This is a genomic window from Micromonospora sp. MA102 (assembly GCF_025460765.1).
Classification (GTDB): domain Bacteria; phylum Actinomycetota; class Actinomycetes; order Mycobacteriales; family Micromonosporaceae; genus Micromonospora; species Micromonospora halotolerans.
This window is the reverse complement of record NZ_JAMWEG010000009.1, coordinates 160,852-187,284: the sequence shown is the minus strand read 5'-3', so window position 1 is coordinate 187,284 and position 26,433 is coordinate 160,852. Positions and strand designations below refer to the sequence as shown.

Here is a 26,433-nt window from a genome sequence, read left to right as displayed (position 1 = left end):
AGGACCGGGCGTGACAGGATGCGGCGTGCCTCCGTTCAACGCCGCACCCCCCGGTGGCCCCCCGTCGTTCGTCGCGGACCTGCACATCCACTCGAAGTACTCGCGCGCGTGCAGCCGTGACCTGACCCTGCCGAACCTCGGCTGGTGGGCCCGCCGCAAGGGCATCGGCGTCCTCGGCACCGGCGACTTCACCCACCCCGCCTGGTACGACCACCTGCGCGAGACCCTGCACCCGGCCGAGCCCGGCCTCTACCGGCTGAGCCCGGAGGCGGAGCGGGACATCGCCCGGCGGTTGCCGCCCCGGCTCGCCAGTGCGGCGGAGGCGGACCCGGTCCGGTTCATGCTCAGCGTGGAGATCTCCACGATCTACAAGCGGGACGACCGGACCCGGAAGGTGCACCACCTCATCTACCTGCCGGACCTGGACGCGGTGGCCCGGTTCAACGCGGCGCTGGGGCGGATCGGCAACCTGGGCTCGGACGGCCGGCCGATCCTCGGGCTGGACTCCCGCGACCTGCTGGAGATCACGCTGGAGGCCAGCCCGGACGGCTACCTGGTGCCGGCGCACATCTGGACGCCCTGGTTCTCCGCGCTCGGCTCGAAGTCCGGCTTCGACGCCATCGCCGACTGCTACGCCGACCTGGCCGAGCACATCTTCGCCGTGGAGACCGGCCTCTCCTCCGACCCGGAGATGAACTGGCGGGTCGGCAGCCTGGACCGCTACCAGCTGGTGTCGAATTCGGACGCCCACTCGCCGCCCGCGTTGGCCCGGGAGGCCACCGTCCTCGACTCGGCGCGGGACTACTTCGCCATCCGCGAGGCGCTGCGCACCGGCGACGGGCTGGCCGGCACCATCGAGTTCTTCCCGGAGGAGGGCAAGTACCACGCCGACGGGCACCGGCTCTGCGGCGTGAACTGGTCCCCGGAGCGCACCCGGGAGGCCGGCGGGCGCTGCCCGGAGTGCGGGAAGCCGCTGACGGTGGGCGTGCTGAGCCGGGTGGCGGAGCTTGCCGACCGGCCCGAGGGGCACCGGCCGGCGCACGCCCGGGAGGTGACCCACCTGGTGCCGCTGGCCGAGATCCTCGGTGAGCTCAACAAGGTCGGCGCGCGCTCCAAGAAGGTCGAGGGGAAGCTCCACGAGCTGATCGCCGCGCTGGGCCCGGAGCTGGACATCCTCACCCGTACCCCGCTGGACGAGATCGGCCGGGTCGGCGGTGAGCTGCTCGCCGAGGGCATCGGCCGGCTGCGCCGCGGCGAGGTGCGCCGGGTCCCCGGCTACGACGGCGAGTACGGGGTGATCACGTTGTTCGACCCGGCCGAGCTGGGGTCGTCGACCGGCGGCGCCGGCCAGGACACGCTCTTCGACGTACCCGTGCCCGCGCAGCGGAAGCCCGCGGAGCCGGCGGCGAAGCCCAGGGCCCGGCGCCCGGCGGCGGCCAAGGCGGAGCCGAAGCGCAAGCCCGCCCCGCCGCCCCCGCCACCGATCGCGCCGGCGCCCTCCCCGCACGAGCCGTTCGAGCCGATGCTCGCCGGGATGGAGGAGGTCGGCACCGGGCTGCTGGACCGGCTCGACGCGATGCAGCGGGTGGCCGCCTCGGCGCCGGGCGGCCCGCTGCTCATCGTGGCCGGCCCGGGCACGGGCAAGACGCGGACGCTCACCCACCGGATCGCGTACCTGTGCGCGGAGCTGAACGTCTTCCCGGAGCAGTGCCTGGCGATCACCTTCACCCGGCGCGCGGCCGAGGAGCTGCGGCACCGCCTGGACGGGCTGCTCGGCCCGGTGGCCGAGGACGTCACGGTGGGCACCTTCCACTCGCTGGGCCTCACCATCCTGCGGGAGAACGCGCCGGCCGCGGGCCTGCCGGCGGACTTCCGCATCGCCGACGACGCCGACCGGGCCGCCGCCCGCGCGGAGGCCGGCGAGGACGACGAGCGGTACGCCGCGCTGCTGCGCAAGCGGGACCTGGTCGACCTGGACGAGCTGCTCACCCTGCCGGTGGCGCTGCTGAAGGGCGACCGGAAGCTGGTCCGGGAGTACCGCGAGCGCTGGAAGTGGATCTTCGTCGACGAGTACCAGGATGTCGACGCCGTCCAGTACGACCTCCTCCGGCTGCTCAGCCCCGCCGACGGCAACCTGTGCGCGATCGGCGACCCCGACCAGGCGATCTACTCGTTCCGGGGCGCGGACGTCGGCTACTTCCTGCGCTTCTCCCAGGACTTCACCGACGCCCGGCTGGTCCGGCTGAACCGCAACTACCGCTCGTCGGCGCCCATCCTGGCCGCCGCCGTGCAGGCCATCGCGCCGTCGTCGCTGGTCCGCGGCCGCCGGCTCGACCCGGCCCGGCTCGACCCGGAGGCCCCGCTGGTGGGTCGCTACGCCACGACCTCCGTCGCGGACGAGGCCGACTTCCTGGTACGCACCATCGACGACCTGGTCGGTGGCCTTTCCCACCGCTCGCTCGACTCGGGCCGGATCGACGGGCGGGCCACCTCGCTGTCCTTCTCCGACATCGCGGTGCTCTACCGCACCGACTCGCAGGCCGCGCCGATCGTGGACGCGCTGGCCCGGGCGAACATCCCCGTGCAGAAGCGCTCGCACGACCGCCTGCGCGACCGGCCGGGCGTGACCGCCATCGCCCGCGAGCTGCGGCACGCCGGGCTCGACGGTTCCCTCGCCGCCCGGGTACGGCTGGCCGGCCAGATCCTGGCGGAACGCTTCGCCGTGCCGACCCTCGACGGCTCCGGCGCGGTACGCCCCGAGGACGTCCGCACCGCGGTCGACCTGCTCACCCCGCTGGCCCGGCGCTGCGGCGACGACCTGGAGCTGTTCCTCGCCCAACTCGCCACCGGGGCGGAGGTGGACGCCCTCGACCCGCGTGCCGAGGCGGTCACCCTGCTCACCCTGCACGCGGCGAAGGGGCTGGAATTCCCGGTGGTCTTCCTGGTCGGCGCCGAGGACGGGCTGCTGCCGCTGCGCTGGCCCGGGCAGGAGCCGGACGACGACGCGGTGGCCGAGGAACGACGGCTCTTCTTCGTCGGGCTGACCCGGGCGCAGGACCGGCTCTACGTGAGCCACGCGGCCCGGCGTACGCGGCACGGGTCGGAGCGCGAGTGCCGCCCCACCCCGTTCCTCGACGTGATCGACCCGGGCCTGTTCGAGCGCTTCGGCGACACCGAACCCCGCCGCCCCAGGGACCGCCAGCTCCGCCTGATCTGAGGAGGGGCGCCTGGCGACACGTCCCCGACGCGCCGCACGGTGGCGCGAGCACGGCGTGGGACGGTCAGGCGAGCAGGACCGCCAGCCAGGCGCCGGCGAGGATCGCCGGGCCGAACGGGAGCGGGGTGTCCCGGCGGACCCGGCGCGCGGCGAGCAGGGCGAGGACGGTGACCCCGTTCAGCAGGTGCGGGAGGAGCAGGCCGAGGCCGAGGGCCGGCCAGCCGAGCCAGCCGAGCGGCAGGCCGAGCGCGGCGGCGAGCTTGACGTCCCCGAAGCCGAGCCGCGAGTGGGGAAGCAGGGCGAGCAGCACGTAACCGGCGAAGGAGATCGCCGCGCCGGCCAGGGCGACGAGCAGGCGACCCGGCGTGCCGCTGAGCAGCGCCGCCCCGACCAGGCCCGTCGCACCCGCGCCCGCCGTCGCGGCCACCAGCCGGTCGGGCAGCCGCAGGCAGGCGAGGTCCACGAGCGCGAGCGCCAGCCCGAGCGCTGCCATCACCAGGAACGCCGGCAATGCCGGGTCACCGCCGCGCGCGGCGGCGAGGCCGCCGAACACCGCCGCCCCGGCCAGTGTCGCGCGGAGCCGGTTTCCGCGGCGGCCCACCCGGGCATCGGACGGCGCGTCGCGCGGCCGGGCAACCTGCCCGGCGGACGCGGCCGACCCGGCACCGGACCACGCACCGCCGGCCCCGGGGACGGCCGAACCCGCCGGCCCGGCGAACCGGCGGGCGAGCGGAACGGCGGCCCGGCCGGCCAGCGCGCCGAGGAGCGCGACACCCGCCACCAGCCCGGCCGACACGGGCCGGAACGTTACCGGCGGGCCGGCTCCGGGGCCGCCCCGTCGACGCGTGGTGCCGCCGACCGGCGCGGACGCTCGGTGCTCACCACGACGGCGACGCCGACCACGATCACCGCGCCGCCGAGCAGCACCTGCGCGGTCACCGGCTCGGCGACGAACAGCGCGCCGAGCGCCACCGCGACGGCCGGGTTCACGTACGCGTAGGTGGAGACCAGGGAGATCGGGGCGTGGGCCAGCAGCCAGACGTACGCGGTGAAGGCGACCAGCGAGCCGGCCACCATGAGGTACGCCAGCGCGGCCCACGAGCGGCCGGTCACCTCGGCAGGGGAGAAGCCCTGCAGCTCGCCCCGGACGGCGGCGATCACGGCGAGCGCCGCCGCACCGGCGACCATCTCGTAGACGGTGGCCACGAACGGGTCGTCCGGCATCCGCATCCGCCCGGAGAGGTAGGAGCCGACCGACCAGCTGACCGCACCGGCCACGACGGTCAGGGCGCCGACCAGCGGCACGCTCCCCGACCCGCCGCTCGGCAGGACGAGCAGCACGAGACCGACGAAGCCGAGGGCGACGCCGACGAAGGTCCACGGCCGGGGCCGGTCCCCGCCGACGGTCCGCAGCAGCACCACGAGGAGCGGGACGGTGGCCACCAGCAGCGCGGCGATGCCGGAGGGCACCGCGGTCCCCTCCGGGCCGGACTCGGCGAGCACCACGAGGCCGTTGCCGCCGGCCAGCAGCAGGACGCCGACCAGCGCGGCCGAGCCGAGCTGCCGCCGGTCGACGCGGAGCGCCCCCGGACCGCGGCGCAGCCGCAGCACCAGGGCGAGCACCGCCGCGGCGGCGGCGAACCGCATGGCGGCGGAGGTGAGCGGCGGCAGGGACTCGACCGCGACCCGGATGCCCAGGTAGGTCGAGCCCCAGAGCACGTAGACCAGGACCAGCGCGGTCCAGATCAGGGCGGGACGGGCCGGGGCGGCGGCGTGGTCGACGGCGGGCGTCGCACTCGTGGGGCGTGAGCTCATCGGTGGACCACGCTACGGTGACCACGGCGTCGGCGTCCCCTGTTGGTGGCCGGCCTCTCAGCACTGGCGTACGCAGGAGGGCGTTCATGTCGAACTTCGGACCACCGGGCGGCGGCTCCCCCGAGCCGTGGGGTGGACGGCGCCCCGATGACGGGTACGCTCCGCCGGCCGATCCGCGCTACGACCCCGGCTACGGCGGGCAGCCGGGCGGCTGGGAGGAGCCGCCGACCCGGCACTACGAGCCGCCCGCCCAGCGCTACGACCAGTCGACCCCGCGCTACGAGCCGGGCCCCGCCTGGAACGCCGGCCCGCCGCCCGCCGCGCCGCCCTACCAGGGCTACCCGGCCGATCCGGGGTACGGCGGCCAGCCGCCGTACGCCGAGCCGACGCCGCCGAGGCGCGGCAGGGGGCCGCTGCTGGTGGTCCTGGTCGTGCTGGCGGTGCTGCTGCTGGGCGGGGCGGGGGCCTACTGGTTCCTCGGCCGGGACGACGCGGGCGAGGGCGGGACGGCGTCCCCCTCCGCCTCGGCGGCCGCCCCGACCGGCGCCGCGAGCGATCCGGCCGGTGCGCCCACCACCCCGCCGGCCCCGGCCTCGTCGACGGATCCGCGCTTCGTGAAGGCGGGCCAGTGCGTCGCCAATGAGGGCGGCTCCGCCGAGCCGAAGCTGGTGATCACCGACTGCGCCCCGAAGACGTACCAGGTGCTGCGCCGCATCGACGGGTCGACCAGCGGCAAGAAGGACGCCGAGTCGAAGTGCGCCAAGGTCGAGGGCTACACCGACTGGTACTTCTTCGACAGCCGGCTCGACACCCTCGACTTCGTGCTCTGCCTGAAGCGACGGTAGGACCACGGTAGCCAAAACTAGGGCTGTCTAGCGTGGATGCTAGACAGCCCTAGTTTCGTCTCGACAGTCTCGACACGCGGTAGCCGCATCTACGCATGTCTAGCCTCGCCGCTAGACGGCCCGATACTGTGCGATTCGTGGATCCGGTCCGCAACCCGTACGCCCCCGGCGCCGGCCAGCGCCCGCCCGAACTCGCCGGGCGGGGGCGGGAGCTGGACGTCTTCGACGTGGTGCTGGAGCGGATCGCCCGCGGCCGGCCGGAACGCAGCCTCATGCTGACCGGGCTGCGCGGCGTGGGCAAGACCGTCCTGCTGAACACGCTCCGCTCGCAGGCCATCAACCACCTCTGGGGCACCGGCAAGATCGAGGCCCGGCCGGACCAGTCACTGCGCCGGCCGGTCGCCGCCGCGCTGCACATGGCGGTCCGCGAGCTGGCCCCCCGCCACCGCGCTCCCGACCGGATCGACGCCTTCCTCGGTGTGCTGAAGGCGTTCGCCCAGCGCGCCGCCCCGGCCGGGCGCGGCGGGGCCGCCCCGAAGCTGCGCGACCGCTGGCAGCCCGGCATCGACGTGCCGGCCAGCAGCGGCCGGGCCGACTCCGGCGACATCGAGATCGACCTGGTCGAGCTGCTCACCGACGCCGCCGCGGTGGCCACCGACGTGGGCACCGGCATCGCGATCTTCATCGACGAGATGCAGGATCTCGGCGCGGAGGACGTCTCCGCGCTGTGCGCCGCATGCCACGAGCTGTCCCAGCTCGGCGCGCCGCTGATCGTGGTGGGCGCCGGGCTGCCGCACCTGCCGGCCGTGCTGAGCGCCGCGAAGTCGTACTCCGAGCGGCTCTTCCGCTACCAGCGGATCGACCGGCTGGACCGGATCGCCGCCGACCAGGCGCTCTGCGCCCCGGCCGAGCGGGAGGAGGTCGAGTACGAGCAGAAGGCCCTCGACCTGCTCTACGAGAAGTCCGGCGGCTACCCGTACTTCGTCCAGGCGTACGGGAAGGCCACCTGGGACCACGCGCCCCGCTCGCCGATCACCGCCGCGGACGTCCGGGTCGCCGCACCCGAGGCGGAGGCGGAGCTGGCGGTGGGCTTCTTCGGCTCGCGGTTCGAGCGGGCCACGCCGGCCGAGCGCGAGTACATGCGCGCCATGGCGACGCTCGCGCTGGTGGACGGCGAGGAGGGTGGCCGCGACGACATGGACGCGGCGGTGCCCACCGCGGAGATCGCGCGGGCGCTCGGCCGCAAGCCGGCCAGCCTCTCCCCGGCCCGGGACGCGCTGATCAAGAAGGGCCTCATCTACTCGGGCGAGCGGGGCACGGTCGCCTTCACCGTCCCGCACTTCGGCCGCTACCTGCGCACCCAGCCGGCCTGACCGCGGCTCAGACCTTCGACCAGGGCGGCGGGAAGACCACCTCGCCGGTCGGGGGCGGCGGCTCGTCGCTGGTGGACGGCGGCAGCACCAGCGCCTGCCACGGCTCACCCAGCCCCGACCACGGGCTGGTCAACCCCAGCCGGTCCGCGCGGCCGAACCCGAACCGGCGGTAGTAGCCCGGGTCGCCCAGCACCACCACCAGCCGCTCGCCCAGCTCGGTCGCGCCGTCGAGAGCGGCCTGCACCGCCGCCGCGCCGTGCCCGATCCGCTGCCGGTGCGGGGCGACCGCCACCGGGCCCAGCGCCAGCGCCGGCCAGGCGCCGCCGTCGGTGCGCACCTGCACCCGGGTGAGCAGCGCGTAGCCCACCACCTCGCCGCCGTACTCGGCGACCATGGCCAGCTCCGGGATCCAGGCGTCGCTGCGCCGCAGGTCCTCGACCAGCTCCACCTCGGGCGGGGTGGCCACGTCGGGGCGGGCGAACGCGGCGGCCAGGACCCGGGCGACCGGCTCCTCGTCCGCCGGATCCTCGGGTCGGAGTCGCAGCGTCGTCACCCGCGCGACCTTACCGCCCGGAGCCGGTCCATCTGCGACGGTCGCTGAAATCGGTACGCTCCGGACGTCCACGTCGGCCGATCCCTTTCGGGTGTTGCGGGGGTGGCGAGGGCCGCAACGGGGTATGACTGAGCCATGAAGCCCGTGCGCTCCCTCGCCCGCGTCATGTTGAGCGGCATCTTCGTGGTCAGCGGCGCCCGCAACCTGCGGAACCCGGGACGGCTGGTCCCGGCCGCGCAGCCGATCACCGACAAGGTCACGCCGCTGCTCCAGAACATCAACCCCCGCATCCCCACCGACACCGCGACGCTGGTCCGGGCGAACTCGGCCACCCAGCTGGTGGCTGGGCTCATGCTGGCGACCGGCAGGTTCACCCGGCCGGCCGCGCTCGTCCTCGCCGCCACCCTGGTGCCGACCACCGCCGCCGGCCATCCCTTCTGGAACACCCAGGACCCGGCCGCGCGGAACAACAACCAGATCCACTTCCTGAAGAACCTCGGGCTCTTCGGCGGTCTCCTCCTCGCCGCCGCCGACACCGAGGGCAAGCCGGGGCTGCGCTGGCGCACCGGCCACCGGATCGACCACTCACGCCGCTCGGTGAAGCGCGCGGTCCGTACCGCCCGCCGGGAGGCGAAGATCGCCGTACGCTCGGCGGCCACCGCCCGTCGGATCCCCGGCTGACCTGCATCAATACGGCCGCCACCCCCCGCAAGGCCGCTAATCACCTGAACCGTCCGAGACCCGTTAACGCGGTGGAAATGTCAAAAACACGTGTGGGATCGGACACGGTCGCATAACGCGGGAGGCACTGACGTGAGGCGCCGTTCTAGGCTCCGTGCTGGACCTGGACGGGCAGGACGACCTTGGTACGGGGGTGGCCACGCCATGCCGACGACAGTCGGTAGACGGACGGACCGCCTCGCTCCCATCCAGCGTGTCACGCGTGGGATCGACCGCCGGATCGTCGTGCGGACCGGCATCGTGGCCGCCGTCGCCTACGCCGCCTGGCTCGCCATCGGCGCCTTCGGTCGGCCGTACAACTTCTTCGACATGAAGATCTACCATGGCGCCGTGGTGTGGTGGGCGAGCGGCAACGAGCTGTACGACTTCATCGCACCCTCCACCACCCTGGGCTTCACCTACCCGCCGTTCGCCGCCCTGGCCATGCTGCCGATGTCCTGGCTGCCGGTCGACGCCGCGGGCGGGCTCAACGCCCTGGCCAGCATCGCGGCGCTCGCCGTCGTGCTGGCCGCGCTGCTGCGCCCCATCGTCGACCGGCTGGGCTGGTCGCTCTGGTTCACCGTCGGCATCGCCACCCCGCTGGCCGTGGCCATCGAGCCGTCCCGGGAGACCCTCGGCTACGGTCAGGTCAACCTGCTGCTCTTCGCGCTGATCATGGCGGATCTGGTCGGCCTGCGCTGGCGGGCCCGGCGCGGCACCCACCACGAGAACGCCGACTCGGCGCTGGCCCGGTTCGTCTACAGCGGCACCTGGGCCGGGGTCGGCATCGGGCTGGCCACCGCGGTCAAGCTCACCCCGGCGCTGTTCCTGGCCTATCTCGTGATCACCCGGCAGTGGCGGGCCGCGCTGACCGCCGCCAGCACCGCCATCGGCGTGACGCTCGCGACGTACGCGCTCATCGGCGCGGAGTCGCGGACGTACTTCACCGACGTGCTCTGGCAGACCGAGCGGGTCGGCGCGGCGGACATGACCGCCAACCAGTCCCTCGCCGGCCTGCTGGCCCGGCTCTACGACTCGATCGAGACGCCCGGCCTGCTCTGGCTGGCCTTCGCGGTGCTGATGCTGGCGCTCGGGCTGTCCCGGGCGGCCAGTGCCCGCGCCGACGGCGACGAACTGACCGCGTTCACGCTGGTCGGGCTCACCGCCAACGTGGTCAGCCCGATCTCCTGGTCGCACCACCTGGTCTGGGTCATCCCGGCGATCATCGTGCTGGCCGACGCGGCCGTACGCCGGCGCGAAGCCAGCCGCGGCGTGCTGCCCCGGGCCACCGGCACGCCGCCGGCCAACGGGGTGCCGGCGCTGCGACCGCCGATCTGGTACCCGACCCTGACCGGGCTCCGGCACGGGGTCGGCGCGCTCGGGCTCTACCTGCTCTTCCTGATCTCGCCCATCTGGCCGTACGAGCACCAGTTGCCCGAGGTGTCCCACTACCAGGACGGCCTGTTCGGCGCGCTCATGGAGAACTCGCTGGCCGTCGCCCTGATCGTGCTGGTCGCGGCCCTGCCCTGGCGCCCCGGCGCCGAGCCGGCCTTCTACCACGACCGCCTCGCCCGGGTGGCGCAGCCCGCCGGCCGGCGCTGAGCCTCAGGGGCAGTTCACCCACTCCTCGGTGCCGTCGGCGAACACCTGCCGCTTCCAGATCGGCAGCCGCGCCTTCACCTCGTCGACCAGTCGCGCGCAGGCCGCGAAGGCCGCCGCCCGGTGCGCGGTGCTGACCGCCGCCACCAGGGCCACGTCGCCGATCTCCAGCGGACCGATCCGGTGCGACACGGCCACCGCGTACACGTCGGGGTCGGCGGCGATCTCGGCCGCCACCTCGCGCAGCACGGCCTCGGCGGTCGGGTGGCCCTCGTACTCCAGCAGCATGACCGTCCGGCCGTGGTCGTGGTCGCGGACCACGCCCTGGAACGAGACCACCGCGCCGGCCCGGCGTTCGGCGACCGCGGCCTCGTGCGCGGCCAGGTCCAGCGGCTGCTCGGTCACCGCGCCGAGCACCAGGCCGACCACGCTCACTGTTCCCCCCCGGTTCGCGACTGCGGGGCTCGCAACCCCGGCTCACTCCTCGCGCTCACCATTCCTCCCCGGTTCGCGACTGCGGGGCTCGCAACCCCGGCTCACTCCTCGCGCTCACCATTCCTCCCCGGTTCGCGACTGCGGGGCTCGCAACCCCGGCTCACTCCTCGCGCTCACCATGCCCGCTCCCCGGGGGTCAGCGGCAGCGGTACGAGCGGCACCCGGTCGCCCGCCGCGCCGCTGGTGCCCGGCCGGATCACCGCGAAGCCGTCCGCGCCGGCCAGGCCGCGCAGCATCGCCGAGCCGACGTGGCGGACCGGGTGCGCGGTGCCGGCCACCCGGTCCCACCGCACCAGGGCGAGGTGGGTGTGGTCGCCCCGGCCCGGGACCGGCTCGGCCAGGGTGACCTGCGGCAGCACCGGCATCGGCCGGCCCTGCAGGCCGGCGAGCAGCGGCGCGACCAGCGACACCAGCGCGACGATCGCGGACTGCGGGTTGCCCGGCAGGCCGGCCACGAAGCGCACCCGGCCGTCGCCGTCCACCAGCCGGGCCAGCAGCATCGGGAAGCCCGGCCGGACCGCCACGGTGTTCACGACGTAGTCGGCGCCGAGCGTCTCCAGCGTCGGGTGCAGGTGGTCGACCGGGCCGTGCATGGTGCCGCCCGTGGTGCAGACCAGATCTGCGTCGGCGAGCGCGGCGCGCAGCGCGGCCACGTGGGCGGGGAGGGTGTCGGCCACCGGACCGACCACGTCGGCCGGGCGCACCTGGCAGCCGTACCGACGCAGCCAGGCGGGCACCGCCGGGCCGAGCGCGTCGCGGACCCGGCCGGCCCCCGGCGGGCCCGCAGTCAGTAGTTCGTCACCGAAGACCAGCAGCGCGGCGCGCGGCCGGCGGCGGACCCGCAGGGTGTCGTGCCCGCAGGAGGCGGCCAGGCCGATCACCGCCGGGTCGACGGGCGTGCCGGCGGGCAGCAGCTCCTCCCCGGCGTACGCCTCCTCGCCCGGCTGCCGCCACTCCGGCACCGGACGGGGCGTGCCGGCCACCCGGCCGTCGGCGGTCCGGGTCGACTCCTCGATCCGGAGGATCGCCGTCGTGCCCTCGGGGACCATGGCGCCGGTGGCGATCTCCACCGTGCTGCCGGCGGCCTCCAACGGGGGTGGGGTCTGCCCCGCGAGCACCCGGCCGACCACCTGCCACGGGCCATCCCCGCACACCGCCCAGCCGTCCACGCTGGAGGTCGGGAACGCGGGCAGGTCGGTACGCGTCGTCAGCGGCTCGGCCAGGGTGTGCCCGTCGGCGTCGGCGAGCGGCCGGCCGACCGTGGGGAGCGCGGCGGCGAGACCCACCGCGTACACCCGGGAGCGGGCCTCCTCCCACCCGGCCGGCGGCGGCGCGGCGACCCCGGCCGCGGCGGCTGCGGTTTCCGTGCTCATCGGCCGAGCCTAGCGCCGGCGCGGCGGGGGTGTGTGGTCAGTGGTCGCCGCCGCGGAGCTGGTCGACGGTGTGCCGCAGGATCGGCCCGAGCACCGCCAACCCGTCCTTCGCCCCGCCCCGCGACCCGGGCAGGTTGACGACCAGCATCCGGCCGGCCACCCCGGCCAGCCCGCGGGAGAGCGCGGCCGTCGGCACGGCGTCCCGGCTGTGCGCCCGGATCGCCTCGGCGATCCCGGGGATCTCGTAGTCGAGCAGCGGGCGGGTCACCTCGGGGGTGCGGTCGGTCGGGGTGACACCGGTGCCGCCGCTGGTCAGCACCACGTCGACGCCCTCGTCGCGGGCCGCCCGAAGCGCCGCGCCGACCGGCTCGCCGTCGGGCACCACCACCGGCTCGTCGGCCTCGCAGCCCAGCTCCCGCAGGCCGGCGACGAGCAGCGGGCCGCTGGTGTCCGCGTAGACCCCGGCGGCCGCCCGGTTCGAGGCGACGATCACCCGGGCCCGGATCACGGCCGGTCCTCCGGCCGGACCCACTCGCCGGTCTTGCCGCCCTCCTTGCGCAGGACCCGGACCGCGTCCACGGAGGCCGCCGGGTCCACCGCCTTGACCATGTCGACCAGGGCGAGCCCGGCGACGGCCACCGCGGTGAGCGCCTCCATCTCGACGCCCGTCCGGTCGGCGGTCCGCGCCGTGGCGGTGATCTCGACGGTGTCGTCGGTGAGGCGCAGGTCGACGGTGACACCGTGCAGGGCGATGGGGTGGCAGAGCGGGATCAGGTCGGGCGTGCGCTTGGCCCCCATGATCCCGGCGAGCCGGCCGACGGCCAGGGCGTCACCCTTGGGCAGCCCGTCGCGGCGGAGCAGGTCCACCACCTCGGCGGTGGTGCGGAGCCGGCCGGCGGCGACCGCGAGCCGGCCGGAGATCGCCTTGGCGGAGACGTCGACCATCCGGGCCGCGCCGGCCGGGTCGACGTGGGTGAGCTGCGCGGGTTCGGTCACGGCCGCGAGCCTATCCGTCCGGTACGACCGGACGTGCGTGTCGGGGCCGTCGGCGGGGAGGGGCACCCCGCGGCACCCCTCCCGCACCTGCCCGCCGTCGATTCGCTGGGGGGGAAACCGGACGGCGGGGGCCTGGTCGGCCGGGTCCCCCGTGAAGTGGACCGCCCCCGTTGGCCGACATGCCGCGACGCTAACGAGCCGGGCGATAAGAAATCGATAAACCCACTCAGACCCGGTCCGACGAGACCTCTGCCAGCAGCCGGCGGATCTCGTGCTGCTCAGGTACGCCCATCCGCTCGAAGATCGCCAGGGCCCGCCGCCGGTACCGGCGTGCCTCCTCGGGATCCGTGTCCGCCAGGTGTTCGGCGAGGCCGCTGAGCGCCCGGCCCTGCTCATAGGGGTGTGCGATGCGGGTGGCGATGTCGAGCGCCTGATGGAACATGGCCATCGACTCCTCGTGCCGCCCGGCGACCCGCAGTGTCATGGCCAGTTCGTTGCGGGCCTCGGCCTGGACGTGGCGTTCGCCGGCGTTGGCCGCCGCCTCGATCGCGGCGTGATGGTGCCGCAGCGCCTCGTCGAGCCGGCCCAGGTGCCGGTAGGTGCCGGCCAGGTCGCTGAGGGTCTCGGCCCGGGCGTACCCGTTGCCGGTGCGGTCCCGCAGCGCCAGGGAGGCCCGGAGCAGGCGTTCCGCCTGCGCGTTCTGGCCGAGGCGGTAGCGGACGCCGCCGAGGTGACCGAGCGCGTTGGACAGGTGGAACAGATCCCCTCTGACCCGGGCGACGAAGAGGTGCAGCCGATGGACGGCCATGGACTCGTCGTGCCGGCCCAGGACGCGCAGGGTCAGGCCCAGGTTGGGCAGCACGGGCAGAGTGTCCAGGGCCCCGGCCCGCACCGCGGCCTGGTTGACCTCGAGCGAGTCCTGGATGCGGCCGGTCAGCCAGTACACGACACCCAGGTTCACCCGCGCACGATCCGTGCCCTCGACGTCGCCGAGTTCCGCCCGGATCGACACCACCTCGCGCAGGTGGGCCGACGCCTCCTGGTAAGCGCCGTTACGCACGCGGGCCGAGGCGAGGTAGTTGTGCATGAGGGCGACGGCGTGCCGATCTCCCGTCCGGCGTGCCGCGACCAGCCCTTCGCCGTGCGTGGCGGAGATGTCGTCGAAGTAGCTGCGCATGTAGAAGAAGCGCCAGGCCGCCCGGGCCAGCCGCCACGCCACCGCCTCGTGACCCTCGCGGGCGGCCTGCCGGACGAGGGAGTTCAGATTGAGGCGCTGCTCCTCCAGCCACTCCAGGTCACCGGGCAGCCGCGCCGCGAGCAGGTCGGGGCGCAGCGGCGCCTTCAGGCGGAGGTTCCGGTCGACCAGGCGCTTCTCCTCCATCGGCGCGGAGACCACCACGACCGAATGCAGGAGGTGATCGAGGAGCCCCGCCACCGCCGCTTTCCGGGTCGGTTCCGGGTCCGCCTGCAGCGACAGTTCGTAGGCGTACTGTCGCATCAGGTCGTGCAGGCGGTAGCGCCCATCGGCGATCTCCTCCACCAGGTGCCGGTCGACCAGTTCGTCGATCAGGTCGGCGGCCTCGTCCAGTGGCAGGTCGGTGAGCGCGCCCACCATGGCGGTGTCGAAGTGACCCGCGGCGACCAGTCCCAAGGACCGGAAGACGCGCCTGGCTGCGCCGTCCAGCGGCTCGTACGACTCGGCGAAGGCCTCGACCACGGTCCGCGCCTCCGCCTGCAACCGGGGGAGGAACGCCGGCTTCCCCGCCAGCCGGCGAACCATGTCGGACATGGTCCACGCCGGGCGATGGGCCAGCCGGGTGCCGGCCAACCGGATGGCCAGCGGCAGCCCACCGCAGATGCGCACCATCTCCGCCGCCCCGTCGGGATCGGCCCCGACCCGCTGCTCGCCGACCAGGGACGTGAGCAGGGCCAACGCTTCGGGCTCGGGTAACACGGGAAGCGACACCGGAGGCCGCTCGGTGAGCGCCAGGAGCCGACGCCGGCTGGTCACCAGGACCACGGCATGACCGGTGACGGGCAGCAAGGGCTCGACCTGCGCGCTGTCCGCGGCGTTGTCGAGCACCACCACGGCCCTGCGGAGGGCGAGTTCCCGCCGCCACATCTCGATCCGGTCGGGCAGGTCCCCGGGGATCCGACCGGCCGGCAGACCGAGCTGGCGGAGCAGGGTGACCAGTGCGGATGCGGGTGCGACCGGCGCGCCCTCCGCATGGCCACCCAGGTCGATGAACAGTTGCCCGCCAGGAAACCGGCCCGCGAGTCGGTGGGCGAGGTGGACCGCGAGGGTCGTCTTGCCGCAGCCCGCCATGCCGTCGATCACCCGCACCACCGGCCGCGCCTCGTCGGCGGCGATGTCGCCGAGCGTCCGCTCGATAACCTCCCGCCGTCCGACGAAATCCGGCACCACGCGGGGCAGCCAGTTCGGACCCCGGCCGACGTCCTCGTTCCCGGCGCCCGCAGCGGCTTCCAGCGGGCCGCCCGCGAACCTCCGCCGCATTCGCCGGGCGTCGAGCGCGGCACGGTGGACCCGTTCCAACTCGGGCCCGGGTGGCACGCCGAGCTGCTCGGCGAGCGCGTCGCGCGCGGCCTGGTAGACGGCGAGCGCTCCGCTGAGGTCGTCGGTGCGGATGAGCGCCCGCATGAGCAGGGCCTGGGCGGGTTCGCGCAGCGGATACCGCGACGCGTGGGCACGCAGGATCGGGAGGGCCAGGTCCGCGCTGCCGCTGCCCAGTCGCAGCTCGGCGAGCAGCTCCACGGCTGCCTGCCGCTCGCGGGCCACCTCCTCGCGCCGTGCGGTCAGAGTGGGACCCAGCGGCAGCCCGGCCAGGAACGGCTCCGGCCAGACTTCGATCATCTCCGTGAGCAGCGCCGCGGCTTCGGCCGGTTCACCCGCCTCGGCCAACTCGCGCGCACGGCGCCACCCGCTGCCGACCCGGACCAGGTCGACCCGGCTCGGCTCCGCCCCGAGGCGGTAGCCGCCCTGTGCCCGGACCACCGACACAAGCCCGGCGGTCGCCGCTTCGATGCTGCGGCGGAGATTCGCGGCGTAGGTCCGCACGTTGGGAACAGCGGAGCGAGGCGGCTCCTCCGGCCACAGCTCGTCCACCAGTCCGTCCAGGGTGACCAGCCGGCCCACCTGCACGGCGAGCATGGCGAACACGAGCTGCTGTTTTGGTGTGCCGAGGTGCACATATCCGTCCTCGGTCCGTACGGCGAGACCACCCAGGACTCGAATATCCACGTCGGACGACTCCGGATTTAGTGCACCTCAATCGATCGCGTCGGAATTCTACCGACGGTCGCGCCGAGCCACCGGCCCGCTACGGGGTATTTACGCACGTGCGTCGCCCATTCCGGCTCGAACCGTCAACCAAGGAGAGGTTGAAAATAGTGCAGCAACTGTCCAGGCTGACTAGCAAGGTGCAAGTCCCACAGCGATGCGGTCGCGCTCGGCTACCGGCCGGGCACGTGCGGGATAGGGCTCACTCCGCTCCGCATAACCGCCATGGACAGACCGTCATATACCACCACAGTGTTGGCTAATATTGCGCATACCGACATTTATCTCTTCTGACTGGACACCCCTGACTCCTAAGCTGCATTCGAGGTTTACGGAACCTTCGAACGCTTCGAAAGAGAGCCGGAAGGAGTCGGGCGATGCGCGGCAGCGAGTGGCACTGAAACTGCGGGGCTTCACCCCGAGAATCCCTCGCGGTAGGCTCCTGGCATCGAACCTGCTGGTTGATGCCGGTCCGGGCTTCAGCCGTTCACCTACTGGAGCCGGGTGAGCCACACCGACGGACGACGCGATGTTGAGACCGATCGGCACCTGCTGACGCTCGTCGGTCTCATCGTCGTCCTCGCGTCAGCGGTGGCGATCACCGCGATGGTGTTCCTGGCACGAACCCCACCCAGCTCCGTCCGGGACGTGGCCACGTTCGTCACGCTGGCCTTCATGATCGCGGTCGGCGGGGTCGTCAAGACGTCGGTCCGGATCCGGTCGACCACCCATTCCATCGCGTGGGTCGAGACGGCCATCGTGATCGGCGTGGCGATCAGCCCGGCCTCCTGGGTCGTCGTGGCCACCGTTCTGGGCGTCGCCGGCGCCTCCGCCGTGCTGCGCCTGCCGGCCATCAAGGCGGCCTTCGGCATCGGCAAGAACGTGCTGATCGCCGGGGGAACCGTGGCCGTCGCCGGGTTCCTTCACTGGCCCGGCACAGCGCCACCGGTCGGTAGCCTCATCGGCACCCTGAGCATCGTCTACCTGGTCGCGGCGCTCCTCGACGACCTGCTGGCGATGCCGGTCATCGCACTCGCCTCCGGCACCCGCATCCTCCGGCAGTTCCGCGACGACCTGGATCTGCGGCTCGCCGGTTTCGCCGTCCGGTTCGTGGTGGCCGCCTGCACCGTGCTCATCCTCCGGGCCGACCCCCGGCTGCTGCTCGCCGTGCCGCCCTTGGTGCTCAGCCTGCACCTCGCCTACTCGACGCGGGTCCGCACGCGCACCGAGCAGCAGGCCTGGCAGAGGCTCGCCCGGGCCACCGACGCACTCAACGTCGTCGACCTCAACCAGGTGCTGACCACCGCCGTCACCGAGGCCGCCGAGCTCTTCTCGGCCGACGAGGTCGAGATCGAGCTGCGCGACCGGGGGCGCACGGTCCGCGGCAACGCCGGCGGCATCGCGTACGACGGGGCGACCCCCGAGCCGAGCGCGGTGAACGGCAGGGTCCTGCCGGTCGCGCTGGAGGGGCACGACCGGGCGGTGGACCTCGGCGTACTGCGACTGCGGTTCACCGGGCAGATCGACCTGTCCGAACGGGAGCAGTACACCCTGCGCACCTTCGCTTCGGCGCTCTGCACGGCCGTCCGCAACGCCCAGGCGTACGCCGAACTGGCCCGGATCGCCGACGAGCACGCGTACGCCGCCGCCCACGACGCGCTCACCGGGCTCTCCAACCGGCGGCACCTGCTCGACGAGGGCACCGAGCAGCTCACCAACCGGCACGCCGACGGCGTCACCGCCCTGGTGCTGATCGACCTCAACCACTTCAAGGAGGTCAACGACACCCTGGGGCACGGCGCCGGCGACCGGGTGCTGATCCAGGTCGCCGACCGGCTGCGCGGCGCGGCCCGCCGTGACGACCTGGTGGCCCGCCTCGGCGGCGACGAGTTCGCCGTGCTGCTGCGCGGCCTGCCCGCCCCGGCGGTCGCCGCGCACCGGGCCGAGGCCCTGCTGGCCGCGCTGCACGAGCCGCTCGACCTGGACGGCATGCGGATCAGCGTGGAGGCCAGCGGCGGCATCGCGGTCGCCCCGGCCAGCGGCGGCATGACCGAGCTGCTGCGCCGCGCCGACGTGGCGATGTACCAGGCCAAGCGGGCCGGCCAGCGGGTCGCCACGTACGCACCGACCCGCGACACCGCCGATCTGGGCCGGCTCACCCTCGGCGGCGAGCTGCCCCGGGCGGTCGCCGACCACGAGTTCATCGTCAACTTCCAACCGATCGTCGACCTGGGCAGCGGCGAGGTGATCGGCGCGGAGGCGCTGGCCCGCTGGCACCACCCGACGCACGGCATGATCGACCCGCTGCGCTTCCTGGAGGCGGTCGAGCGCTCCGGCCTGCTGCCCGCCTTCGCCGAGGCGATCCTCGACCAGGCGCTGATCGCCGCCGGCTCCTGGCGGGACGCCGGCTTCGACCTGCCGGTCTCGGTGAACGTGTCGCCCCGCAGTCTCCTCGACGCCCGCTTCCCCGGCGCGGTGCTGGCCCGGCTCCGGGCGCACGACCTGCCGCCGGACCGGCTGGTGCTGGAGCTGACCGAGACCCTGACGCTCAGCCAGCTCGACGTCGTCGACCGGGTGCTCAGCCGGCTCCGCGACTCCGGCGTACGGCTGGCGCTGGACGATTTCGGCACCGGCTACTCCTCGCTCTCGCTGCTCTCCCGGATCCCCGTGCACGAGCTGAAGATCGACCGGAGCTTCGTCACCGCGATGGAGAGCGCTGCCGAGGCCGCCGCGGTGATCCGCTCCACCCTGGACCTGGGCCGCAGCCTCGGCCTGACCGTGGTGGCCGAGGGCGTGGAGAGCGAGCCGCAGCGGCGGGCGCTCTGGGAGCTGGGCTGCGCCGCCGGGCAGGGCCACCTGTTCGCGCGGCCGCTGCCGTCCGGCGCGCTCCTCGCCGCCCTCCAACGCGGCGCCGGCGGGCGGCCGGGCGCCCTCGCCGCGCCGCTGCACGACGCCGGCGCGGTGATCCGCCTGCCCGGCCGCCGCACCGGCGGCGGACGCAACCGCAGCGCCACCCCATGACCACCGCGGCCCGCCAAGATCCGCAGGCCGGGATGCCGTACCCGTCTGCCAGACTGGCCCGCGTGACCGCCGACGCCGACCGGACCGCCCCCGCCGCCCGCCGCTGGCGGGCGATCGACACCGCCGCCGGCGGCCTCGCCCTCGACGTGGGCCTCTACGCCGTCTCCGCCGCGTTCGCCGCGGTCACCGCCGTCACCTCCACGCTGCTGCCGCACCGCGCCTGGGGCGTCCTCGCCACCATCGGCTACGCCCTGGCCGCGCTCGCCGCGACCGCCCAACTCCTGGCCCGCCGCCGGCAACCCGGCACCCGCCTCGCCGGGCTGCCCGCCCGCTGGGCGGTCACCGGCTTCGCCTGGGCCACCACCGCCCTCCTGCCGGTGATCGCCCAGAGCATCCAGCGTGCCGGCGGCCGGACCGACCGGGCGCAGGAGGAGGTGATCGTCGTCGAGCACGCCGGCACGCGGCTCGCCGAACACGGCACCCCCTACCTCGGGCACGACGCGATCGCCGCCCTGCCCCCCGGCGAGCAACTGCTCGGCTACACCCCCTACCAGCCCGGCATGGCGCTGTTCGGGCTGCCCCGGGCCGCCGCCGACGCCTGGTGGACCGACGCTCGGGTCTGGTTCGCCCTGGTCACCGCGCTCGTGCTGGCGGCCACCGTGCACACCCTGCGGACCACCGCCGGCCCCGCGGCACCCCGGCCCGGCGCCGCCGTGCTGCGCGCCACGCAGGCCGCCACCGTCCTGCCGATCTGCGCGCTCACCCTGGCCACCGGCGGCGACGACCTGCCCGTACTCGCGCTCTGCCTGCTCGCCCTCGCCCTCGCCGCCGCCGGCCGGCCCGGCCGGGCGGGCCTCGCGGTCGGCGCGGCCGGCGCGCTGAAGCTCTTCGCCTGGCCGGTCGCCGTCGTGCTGGTCTGCTGGGCCGCCACCCGCCGGGCCGGCACGCGCACCGCCCTGGGAGCCCTCGGCCTGCCGGTCCTCGCGCTGCTCCCCGTGCTGCTTGTCGACCGCGACGCCCTGGTGGAGAACGTGCTGCGCTTCCCCCTCGGGCACGGCCTCGTGACCAGCCCCGCGCAGTCCCCGTTCCCCGGCCACCTCATCGCGAGCGCGCTGCCCGCCGGCCGGCTGGTCGCCGCCGCGCTGCTGGCCGCCGTCGCCGTGGCGATCGCCGCGCGGCTGCTGCGCCGCCCGCCGCGCACCGCCGCCGCCACCGCCCTGATCTGCGGGTACGGCCTGCTCGCCGCGATCCTGCTCATGCCCTCGACCCGCTTCGGCTACCTGCTCTACCCGATCGCCCTGCTCGTCGCCGCCCCCGCCCTCGCACTCGCCGGCCACCGGCCCGGGGCCGCCCCCCGACCGTCTTTCCCGGCAACTGGCCGGCACGGCCCGGCCGGAGGGCGTAGACCTGAGGCATGACCACCTACCGCGACCGGGCCGAGGCGGGACGCATGCTCGCCGACCAGCTCGGCGAGCTCGCCGGGCGACCCGACGTCATCGTCCTCGGGCTGGTCCGCGGCGGCGTACCCGTCGCCCAGGTGATCGCCGAACGGCTCGGCGCGCCACTGGACGTGCTCGTGGTCCGCAAACTCGGCATGCCCTGGGCCCCCGAGGTCGCGTACGGCGCGCTCGGCCCCGGCGGCGTGCAGGTGCTCAACGAGATGATCGCCGACCGGCTCGACGCAGACGAACGCGCCGAGGTACGCCGACGGGAGCAGGCCGAACTGGACCGCCGCGAACAGCTCTACCGCGGCGACCGCCCGCAGCTCGACCTGGCCGGCCGGACCGCCGTCATCGTCGACGACGGGCTGGCCACCGGCGCCACCGCCCGCGCCGCCGTGCAGGTCGCCCGGCACCTGGGCGCCGCCCGCGTGGTGGTGGCCGTCCCGGTCGGCTCCGACCAGGCGTACGAGATGCTCGCCGCCGAGGCCGACCAGGTCGTCTGCCCCCAGGTCCCACCCGACTTCGCCGCCGTCGGGGCCTACTACGACGACTTCCACGAGGTCGCCGACGACGAGGTGACGCAGGCGCTCACCGCCACCGCGTGAGGTGACCGGGTACCTTCGGTGTCATGCAGCTCACCTGTCCCAAATGCCATGGAGAGATGCGCCAGTACGAGCGCAGCGGAGTGATCATCGACCAGTGCGGCGAATGCCGCGGCATCTTCCTCGACCGCGGCGAGCTCGAAAAGCTGTTCGAGGCCGAGGCGAACTGGAACCAGCAGCACGGCGCGCGACAGGCCGCGCCCTCCGGAGGCGGCTACGCCCCGCCCCCGCCCCCGCCGCCACCGCCCGCCGCCGCGCCCCACCAGCCCGGCTACGGCGCCGTCCCGCCGCCTCCGCCCCCGCCCGGCCACGGCTACCCGCAGCCCGCGTACGGCCACGGGCAGCAGCACTACGGCTACCACGGCCACTACCGCCGGAAGAAGAAGCACGGCGGCTTCCTCGGCGAACTGTTCGACTGACCGTCGCCACGCCGGGCCGGCGACCCACCGGCCCGGCACCGCCGTCGTGCCGACTCCGCCACGCCGTGGCAGGCTGCACGACATGACCGCGATCCGGCCGCACGAGGCGCTGGCGCAGGCGTACGACGGCATCACGGCCGTCGTCACCCGACTCGACGACGCCGGCCTGCAACGCCCCACCCGCTGCCAGGGCTGGCTCGTCGCCGACCTGCTCTTCCACGTGCTCTGCGACGCGCAACGGGCGCTGGTCGCCCTCGCCAGCCCGGCACCCGGGCCCGCCGACGTCGACGACGTCAGCTACTGGCGCGCGTTCACCCCGGGCGGCGACGACGAGGCGAGCGTGAAGCACGCCTGGTGGGCCCGGCGCTCCGCCGCCGCCTTCGACCGGCCCAGCGGCGTGGTACGCATCTGGTCCGACACCGCGCCCGCCGCCGTCCGCGCGGCCGCCGCCGCCGACCCCGACGGGCACGTCACCACGCAGGGACACGTGCTGCGCGTACCCGATTTCCTCGCCACCCTGACCACCGAGGCGGTCATCCACCACCTCGACCTGGTGGTGGACCTGCCCGACGCCCCGCTCCCGGCCGAGGCACCCACCCGGGTGGCGGTGGCCACGGTGGACGGCCTGCTCAGCGACGACGCCGTCCGGCCAACCGGCTGGGACGACCGGGACTACCTGCTCAAGGCCACCGGCCGGGTGCCGCTCACCGACCGCGACCGGCTGGAGCTGGGCGAGGCCGCCGGCTGGTTCCCACTGCTCGGCTGACCGCCCGTCCGGCCCGGATCAGACGATCGCCATGTCGACGAAGCGGGACAGGTGCAGCTGCGCCGCCACGGTCACCGTGTCGGTCGGGCCATTTCTGTGCTTGGCGACAATGAAATCCGCCTCGCCCGCCCGCGGCGACTCCTTGTCGTAGTAGTCGTCGCGGTGCAGCAGCAGGACGACGTCGGCATCCTGCTCGATCGAGCCCGACTCACGCAGGTCGGACAGCTGGGGGCGCTTGTCGGTGCGCTGCTCCGGGCCACGGTTCAGCTGGCTCACCGCGATCACCGGACACTCGACCTCCTTGGCCAGCAGCTTCAGGCCACGCGACAGGTCCGCGACCTCCTGCTGCCGGCTCTCGGTGCGCTTCGGCGAGGTCATCAGCTGGAGGTAGTCGACCACGATCAGCTTGAGGTCGTGCTTCTGCTTGAGCCGCCGCGCCTTCGCCCGGATCTCCATGAGGTTCATGCTCGGCGTGTCGTCCACGAAGAGCGGCGCCTCGCTGATCTCGCCCATGCAGCGGGCCAGCTTGGTCCAGTCGTCGTCGGAGAGTTGGCCGCTGCGCAGCACGTGCAGCGGGACGCGCGCCTCGGCCGAGAGGAGTCGCATGACGATCTCGACCTTGCTCATTTCCAGCGAGAAGATCGCCGACGCCTGGTTGGCCCGGATGGCAGCATTTCGGGCGAAGTCCATAGATGCGGTTGATTTGCCCAAGCCAGGGCGGCCGGCCACGATGATGAGCTGACCCGGGTGCAGGCCGTTGAGCAGACGGTCGAGGTCGCTGAACCCGGTGGGCACACCGGTCATCACCCCGCCCTGGGCGCCCACCGCCTCGATCTCGTCGAGCGTCGGCTGGAGCATGTCGGCCAGGACGGCGAAATCCTCGTTGACCCGCCTCTCGGTGACCTCGTAGACGGCCTGCTGGGCGAGGTCGACGATGTCGTCGACGTCCCGGCTGCCGCCCTGGCCGGTGCCGTAGCCGAGCTGGACGATCCGGGTGCCGGCCTCGACGAGCCGGCGCAGCACCGCCCGCTCACCGACGATGCGGGCGTAGTACGCCGCGTTGGCCGCGGTGGGGACGCTGGCGATCAGCGTGTGCAGGTAGGGCGCGCCGCCGATCCGGGCCAGATCGCCGGAGTCGGCGAGGGCGGCGGCCACGGTGATCGGGTCGGCCGGCTCGCCGCGCCCGTAGATGTCGAGGATCGCGTCGAAGATGGTGGCGTGCACCGGGCGGTAGAAGTCGTTCGACTTGAGGATCTCGACGACGTCCGCGATGGCGTCCTTGGAGAGCAGCATGCCGCCGAGGACGCACTGCTCGGCGGCCACGTCCTGGGGCGGGGTCTTCTCGAACTGGCCGTCCCGCTGCGCCGGGGTGGGCGGCTGCCCCCCGGCCCGCTCCGAGCGCGTCTCGTCGGTGACCGACACGGGTCCCCCCTTGCTGCGTCGGATCGGATCCAGCTCTACCGCCGGGGTGTGACAAGTTCCGACGACCCTCCGGTCGATCGGGGGCCATCGCCCGGACGGTCGGGGGCCACGATACGGAACCCGAGGTCAGCCACTCAACAGCACCGGTGGACGAGCCTCGGGACAACCTGTGGACGCCGGTGGGCAGGCATGTGCGCAGGGTGTGCACAGGGTGTGGATAAGTGATGGGGAATTTCGGCGGGCTCGGCTCTGACCTGCAGTTTTACGATCCCCACCCTGTGGACGAAAGATTTCGGGTCGAGCTTGGGCGCCGTTCGTCCCGTACTATCTCAGCGAACGGCTACACCTGGACTGCGGATTGCACTTTCGGTCGAGAAGGGTCACGCTCCCGCCGTGAGAAACCGGGACTGGGGAAGCGGGGAGGGCAGCCCGCGCGAGCGCCGGCCGAGCGCCTCCTGGGACGCTCCCGCCGGTCCGCTCCCGGCCGGTTCGTCCGCCGCCTCCGAGAGCTACCGCACGCCGAGCCGTCGGCGCGCCGTCGAGCGCGGCCAGGACGAGCCGGTGGACGCCTATCTGCCCCGGTGGGCGTTGGAGTCCGGCATCCGTCGGGCCGACGGCGGGGGTCGGCACGCCGCTCGCGACGACGACGAGGACGTCGACCCGCCGTACTCGGGCGGGGGCTGGCGGGCGGACGCCGGCTGGCGCCGCGAGGACGACCGCCGTGACCTGCGGGCCATCGGCGCCGGCCCGGTGTCGGAGCACACCGCCGAGTGGACCCTGGACGCCCCGCAGGATCAGGGGTACGTCGGGAGCCGGCGCGCCGACGGCATGGAGGGCGAGCCGGTCTCCGGGGTGGCCCCGCGCAGCCGGCCGCGTCGCGCGGCGACCCGGCGGCCCCAGGTGATCTGGTCGGGGCTGGAGGAGGCGCCCGCGTCCGGCGACGAGGGTGACCGGTGGGAGGCGGAGCGGCCGAGCCGGCAGAGTCGGCGCGCGACGACGGATTCGTGGTCGCGGCCGGCGGTGGACCCGTGGGAGCGGGGCCGGGCGGCCGAGCCGGACCCGGCGGAGCCGCCCGCGGTCGATCCGTGGGACGCGTCGGGAGTGCACGCGTGGGGCCGTCCCGCCACGGCTGGCCGGTGGGATCAGGCGGAGGGCCGCTGGGACCGGACGGAGCACACCGGTCAGTGGGACCGGTTCACGGACACCGGGCAGTGGGACCGACCGGCCGACACCGGCCAGTGGAACCGGGTCCGGGAGGCCGGCGCCGGGGAGCGGTACGCGGAGGTCGACCAGTGGGACCGGACGGCGCCGCCGGTGCCGGTGCGGGAGGGTTGGGCGTCGCCGGAGCGGGCCGAGGCGTTCTGGTCCGGGACGCGGCTGGCCGGTGACGATCCCCGCTGGACGGAGACGCCGCCGTCGGCCCCGCGTTCGCCGATGGTCGCCGCGCCCGCGCCGCGTCCGGTGCCGCGCCGTCGCCCGGTGGAGCCGGTGGTGGCGGGGCGGGCCGGGGCGTCGACGCTGCGACGGCGGGTGGAGCCGGTGGGCGGCGGGTCGTGGGGCCGCCCGCTGGAGGACGACCTTCTCGACCCGGATCCGGGTGGGCCCCTGCGGTCGCTGTTCTACACGGCTTCGTGCTACCTGGTGCCGGCGTTGCTGCTCATCGTGGGGTTGCTGTTCCTCGACGGGCAGCCGCCCGCGGGGTGCGTCACGGACATCACCGGGGGCGGTTGTGACTCGCCGCGGGCGCACGCCATCGCCTCGTTGGTGGCGGGGGCGCCGCGGTTCGGGTTGGCGCTGCTGAGCAGTCTCGTGGTGGCGGTGGTGCTGCGGCGGGTCGGCACGACCTGGCGTTCGGCGACGGTGGCGCTGGCGGCGGCCGTGGTGGGCGGCGGGCTCTCGACCGTGGTGATCAGCGCGGTGACGGGCCAGCCGATCGGGTGACGCTGCGACGTAGTCCCTCTGACATGCGGAAGGGCCCGCACCGAATGTCGGTGCGGGCCCTTCCGTCGTGCTGTGCGGGTGTCAGCCCTTGACCACGTTCAGGTCGAACTTGGCGCTCACCTCAGGGTGCAGCCGGATGCTGACCGGGTAGGCGCCGAGCGACTTGATGTGGCTGGGCAGCACCAGCCGACGACGGTCCAGGGTCGGGCCGCCGGCCGCCTTGACGGCGTCGACGATCTCGGCCGGGGTGACCGAGCCGAAGAGCCGCCCGCCGTCGCCGGCGCGGGCCTTCAGGTTGACCTTCAGACCCTCGATCTGGGCCTTGACCTCGTTGGCGTGGTCGAGGTCGCGGATCTCGCGGGCCGCGCGGGCCCGCTGGATGACCGTGACCTGCTTCTCCGCGCCCTTGGTCCAGGCGATCGCGAAGCCCTGCGGGAGCAGGTAGTTACGGCCGTAGCCGTCCTTCACCTCGACGATGTCGCCCGGGGCACCGAGGCCGGACACCTCCTGAGTCAGGATGATCTTCATGTCGGTGC

21 protein-coding genes are annotated in these 26,433 nt (G+C 74.2%); 11 read left to right on the top strand and 10 right to left on the bottom strand.

Going from position 1 to position 26,433, the window contains the following annotated elements:
- The first annotated feature begins 25 nt into the window (after nucleotides 1–25).
- The gene (locus NFX44_RS19875; RefSeq protein ID WP_262285051.1) at nucleotides 26–3,217 is read left to right on the top strand and encodes a UvrD-helicase domain-containing protein; all 3,192 of its coding nucleotides are present in this window, start codon (nucleotides 26–28) and stop codon (nucleotides 3,215–3,217) included.
- A gap of 64 nt (nucleotides 3,218–3,281) precedes the next feature.
- Here NFX44_RS19875 and NFX44_RS19870 read toward each other — a convergent pair whose 3' ends face one another.
- Both NFX44_RS19870 and NFX44_RS19865 read right to left on the bottom strand, forming a co-directional pair.
- Nucleotides 3,282–4,013 carry an A24 family peptidase gene (locus tag NFX44_RS19870; protein WP_262285050.1) on the bottom strand — a complete coding sequence of 244 codons (732 nt, stop codon included), beginning with the start codon at nucleotides 4,011–4,013 and terminating at the stop codon, nucleotides 3,282–3,284.
- An 11-nt stretch (nucleotides 4,014–4,024) separates the two neighbouring features.
- Nucleotides 4,025–5,032: an EamA family transporter gene (locus NFX44_RS19865; RefSeq protein WP_262285049.1), complete on the bottom strand. Its 1,008-nt coding sequence runs from the start codon at nucleotides 5,030–5,032 to the stop codon at nucleotides 4,025–4,027.
- Between the two features lie 86 nt (nucleotides 5,033–5,118).
- On the opposite strand from NFX44_RS19865, the gene NFX44_RS19860 reads away from it, so the two are divergent.
- A complete protein-coding gene (locus NFX44_RS19860) occupies nucleotides 5,119–5,877 on the top strand; it encodes a flagellar basal body protein FliL (RefSeq protein WP_262285048.1) in 759 nt (252 codons plus the stop codon).
- A 137-nt stretch (nucleotides 5,878–6,014) separates the two neighbouring features.
- Nucleotides 6,015–7,250, top strand: coding sequence for an ATP-binding protein (locus NFX44_RS19855; protein WP_262285047.1), 1,236 nt, complete (start codon nucleotides 6,015–6,017; stop codon nucleotides 7,248–7,250).
- 7 nt (nucleotides 7,251–7,257) lie between these two features.
- On the opposite strand, the gene NFX44_RS19850 is transcribed toward NFX44_RS19855, so the two are convergent.
- The gene (locus tag NFX44_RS19850; RefSeq protein WP_262285046.1) at nucleotides 7,258–7,803 is read right to left on the bottom strand and encodes a GNAT family N-acetyltransferase; all 546 of its coding nucleotides are present in this window, start codon (nucleotides 7,801–7,803) and stop codon (nucleotides 7,258–7,260) included.
- Between the two features lie 135 nt (nucleotides 7,804–7,938).
- On the opposite strand from NFX44_RS19850, the gene NFX44_RS19845 reads away from it, so the two are divergent.
- The gene (locus NFX44_RS19845) at nucleotides 7,939–8,484 is read left to right on the top strand and encodes a DoxX family protein (protein WP_262285045.1); all 546 of its coding nucleotides are present in this window, start codon (nucleotides 7,939–7,941) and stop codon (nucleotides 8,482–8,484) included.
- A 204-nt stretch (nucleotides 8,485–8,688) separates the two neighbouring features.
- Entirely contained in the window at nucleotides 8,689–10,125 is a 1,437-nt protein-coding gene (locus tag NFX44_RS19840) for a glycosyltransferase 87 family protein (protein ID WP_262285044.1), read from the top strand.
- Between the two features lie 3 nt (nucleotides 10,126–10,128).
- Here NFX44_RS19840 and NFX44_RS19835 read toward each other — a convergent pair whose 3' ends face one another.
- From NFX44_RS19835 to NFX44_RS19815, 5 genes are all read right to left on the bottom strand, one after another.
- Nucleotides 10,129–10,557 (bottom strand): molybdenum cofactor biosynthesis protein MoaE, encoded by a 429-nt coding sequence (locus NFX44_RS19835; protein WP_262285043.1) that lies wholly within the window; start codon nucleotides 10,555–10,557, stop codon nucleotides 10,129–10,131.
- Between the two features lie 173 nt (nucleotides 10,558–10,730).
- On the bottom strand, nucleotides 10,731–11,990 hold the full coding sequence (locus tag NFX44_RS19830; RefSeq protein WP_262285042.1) for a molybdopterin molybdotransferase MoeA: 1,260 nt from the start codon (nucleotides 11,988–11,990) through the stop codon (nucleotides 10,731–10,733).
- Between the two features lie 37 nt (nucleotides 11,991–12,027).
- Nucleotides 12,028–12,498 (bottom strand): molybdenum cofactor biosynthesis protein B, encoded by a 471-nt coding sequence (locus NFX44_RS19825; RefSeq protein WP_262285041.1) that lies wholly within the window; start codon nucleotides 12,496–12,498, stop codon nucleotides 12,028–12,030.
- Entirely contained in the window at nucleotides 12,495–12,986 is a 492-nt protein-coding gene (gene moaC, locus NFX44_RS19820) for a cyclic pyranopterin monophosphate synthase MoaC (RefSeq protein ID WP_262285040.1), read from the bottom strand. The genes NFX44_RS19825 and moaC overlap by 4 nt, the downstream gene beginning before the upstream one ends.
- Nucleotides 12,987–13,212: 226 nt before the next feature.
- Complete coding sequence (locus tag NFX44_RS19815) at nucleotides 13,213–16,245, bottom strand: tetratricopeptide repeat protein (RefSeq protein WP_262285039.1); 3,033 nt, start codon at nucleotides 16,243–16,245, stop codon at nucleotides 13,213–13,215.
- 609 nt (nucleotides 16,246–16,854) lie between these two features.
- On the opposite strand from NFX44_RS19815, the gene NFX44_RS19810 reads away from it, so the two are divergent.
- The 5 genes from NFX44_RS19810 to NFX44_RS19790 all read left to right on the top strand — a co-directional run bounded on the left by NFX44_RS19810 (nucleotide 16,855) and on the right by NFX44_RS19790 (nucleotide 22,534).
- Complete coding sequence (locus NFX44_RS19810) at nucleotides 16,855–19,305, top strand: bifunctional diguanylate cyclase/phosphodiesterase (protein ID WP_262285173.1); 2,451 nt, start codon at nucleotides 16,855–16,857, stop codon at nucleotides 19,303–19,305.
- 62 nt (nucleotides 19,306–19,367) lie between these two features.
- Nucleotides 19,368–20,723 (top strand): glycosyltransferase 87 family protein, encoded by a 1,356-nt coding sequence (locus NFX44_RS19805; RefSeq protein WP_262285038.1) that lies wholly within the window; start codon nucleotides 19,368–19,370, stop codon nucleotides 20,721–20,723.
- Nucleotides 20,720–21,352: a phosphoribosyltransferase gene (locus NFX44_RS19800; RefSeq protein WP_262285037.1), complete on the top strand. Its 633-nt coding sequence runs from the start codon at nucleotides 20,720–20,722 to the stop codon at nucleotides 21,350–21,352. Before NFX44_RS19805 ends, NFX44_RS19800 begins: the two co-directional genes overlap by 4 nt.
- A 23-nt stretch (nucleotides 21,353–21,375) precedes the next feature.
- Complete coding sequence (locus tag NFX44_RS19795; RefSeq protein ID WP_262285036.1) at nucleotides 21,376–21,768, top strand: zf-TFIIB domain-containing protein; 393 nt, start codon at nucleotides 21,376–21,378, stop codon at nucleotides 21,766–21,768.
- 82 nt (nucleotides 21,769–21,850) lie between these two features.
- The gene (locus NFX44_RS19790) at nucleotides 21,851–22,534 is read left to right on the top strand and encodes a maleylpyruvate isomerase N-terminal domain-containing protein (RefSeq protein ID WP_262285035.1); all 684 of its coding nucleotides are present in this window, start codon (nucleotides 21,851–21,853) and stop codon (nucleotides 22,532–22,534) included.
- An 18-nt stretch (nucleotides 22,535–22,552) separates the two neighbouring features.
- On the opposite strand, the gene dnaB is transcribed toward NFX44_RS19790, so the two are convergent.
- On the bottom strand, nucleotides 22,553–23,956 hold the full coding sequence (gene dnaB, locus NFX44_RS19785; protein WP_262285034.1) for a replicative DNA helicase: 1,404 nt from the start codon (nucleotides 23,954–23,956) through the stop codon (nucleotides 22,553–22,555).
- A gap of 393 nt (nucleotides 23,957–24,349) precedes the next feature.
- Between dnaB and NFX44_RS19780 the strand changes: the two genes are divergently transcribed.
- A complete protein-coding gene (locus tag NFX44_RS19780; RefSeq protein WP_262285033.1) occupies nucleotides 24,350–25,897 on the top strand; it encodes a hypothetical protein in 1,548 nt (515 codons plus the stop codon).
- A gap of 81 nt (nucleotides 25,898–25,978) precedes the next feature.
- Here NFX44_RS19780 and rplI read toward each other — a convergent pair whose 3' ends face one another.
- Nucleotides 25,979–26,425 carry a 50S ribosomal protein L9 gene (gene rplI, locus NFX44_RS19775; protein ID WP_151460617.1) on the bottom strand — a complete coding sequence of 149 codons (447 nt, stop codon included), beginning with the start codon at nucleotides 26,423–26,425 and terminating at the stop codon, nucleotides 25,979–25,981.
- Nucleotides 26,426–26,433: the final 8 nt, after the last annotated feature.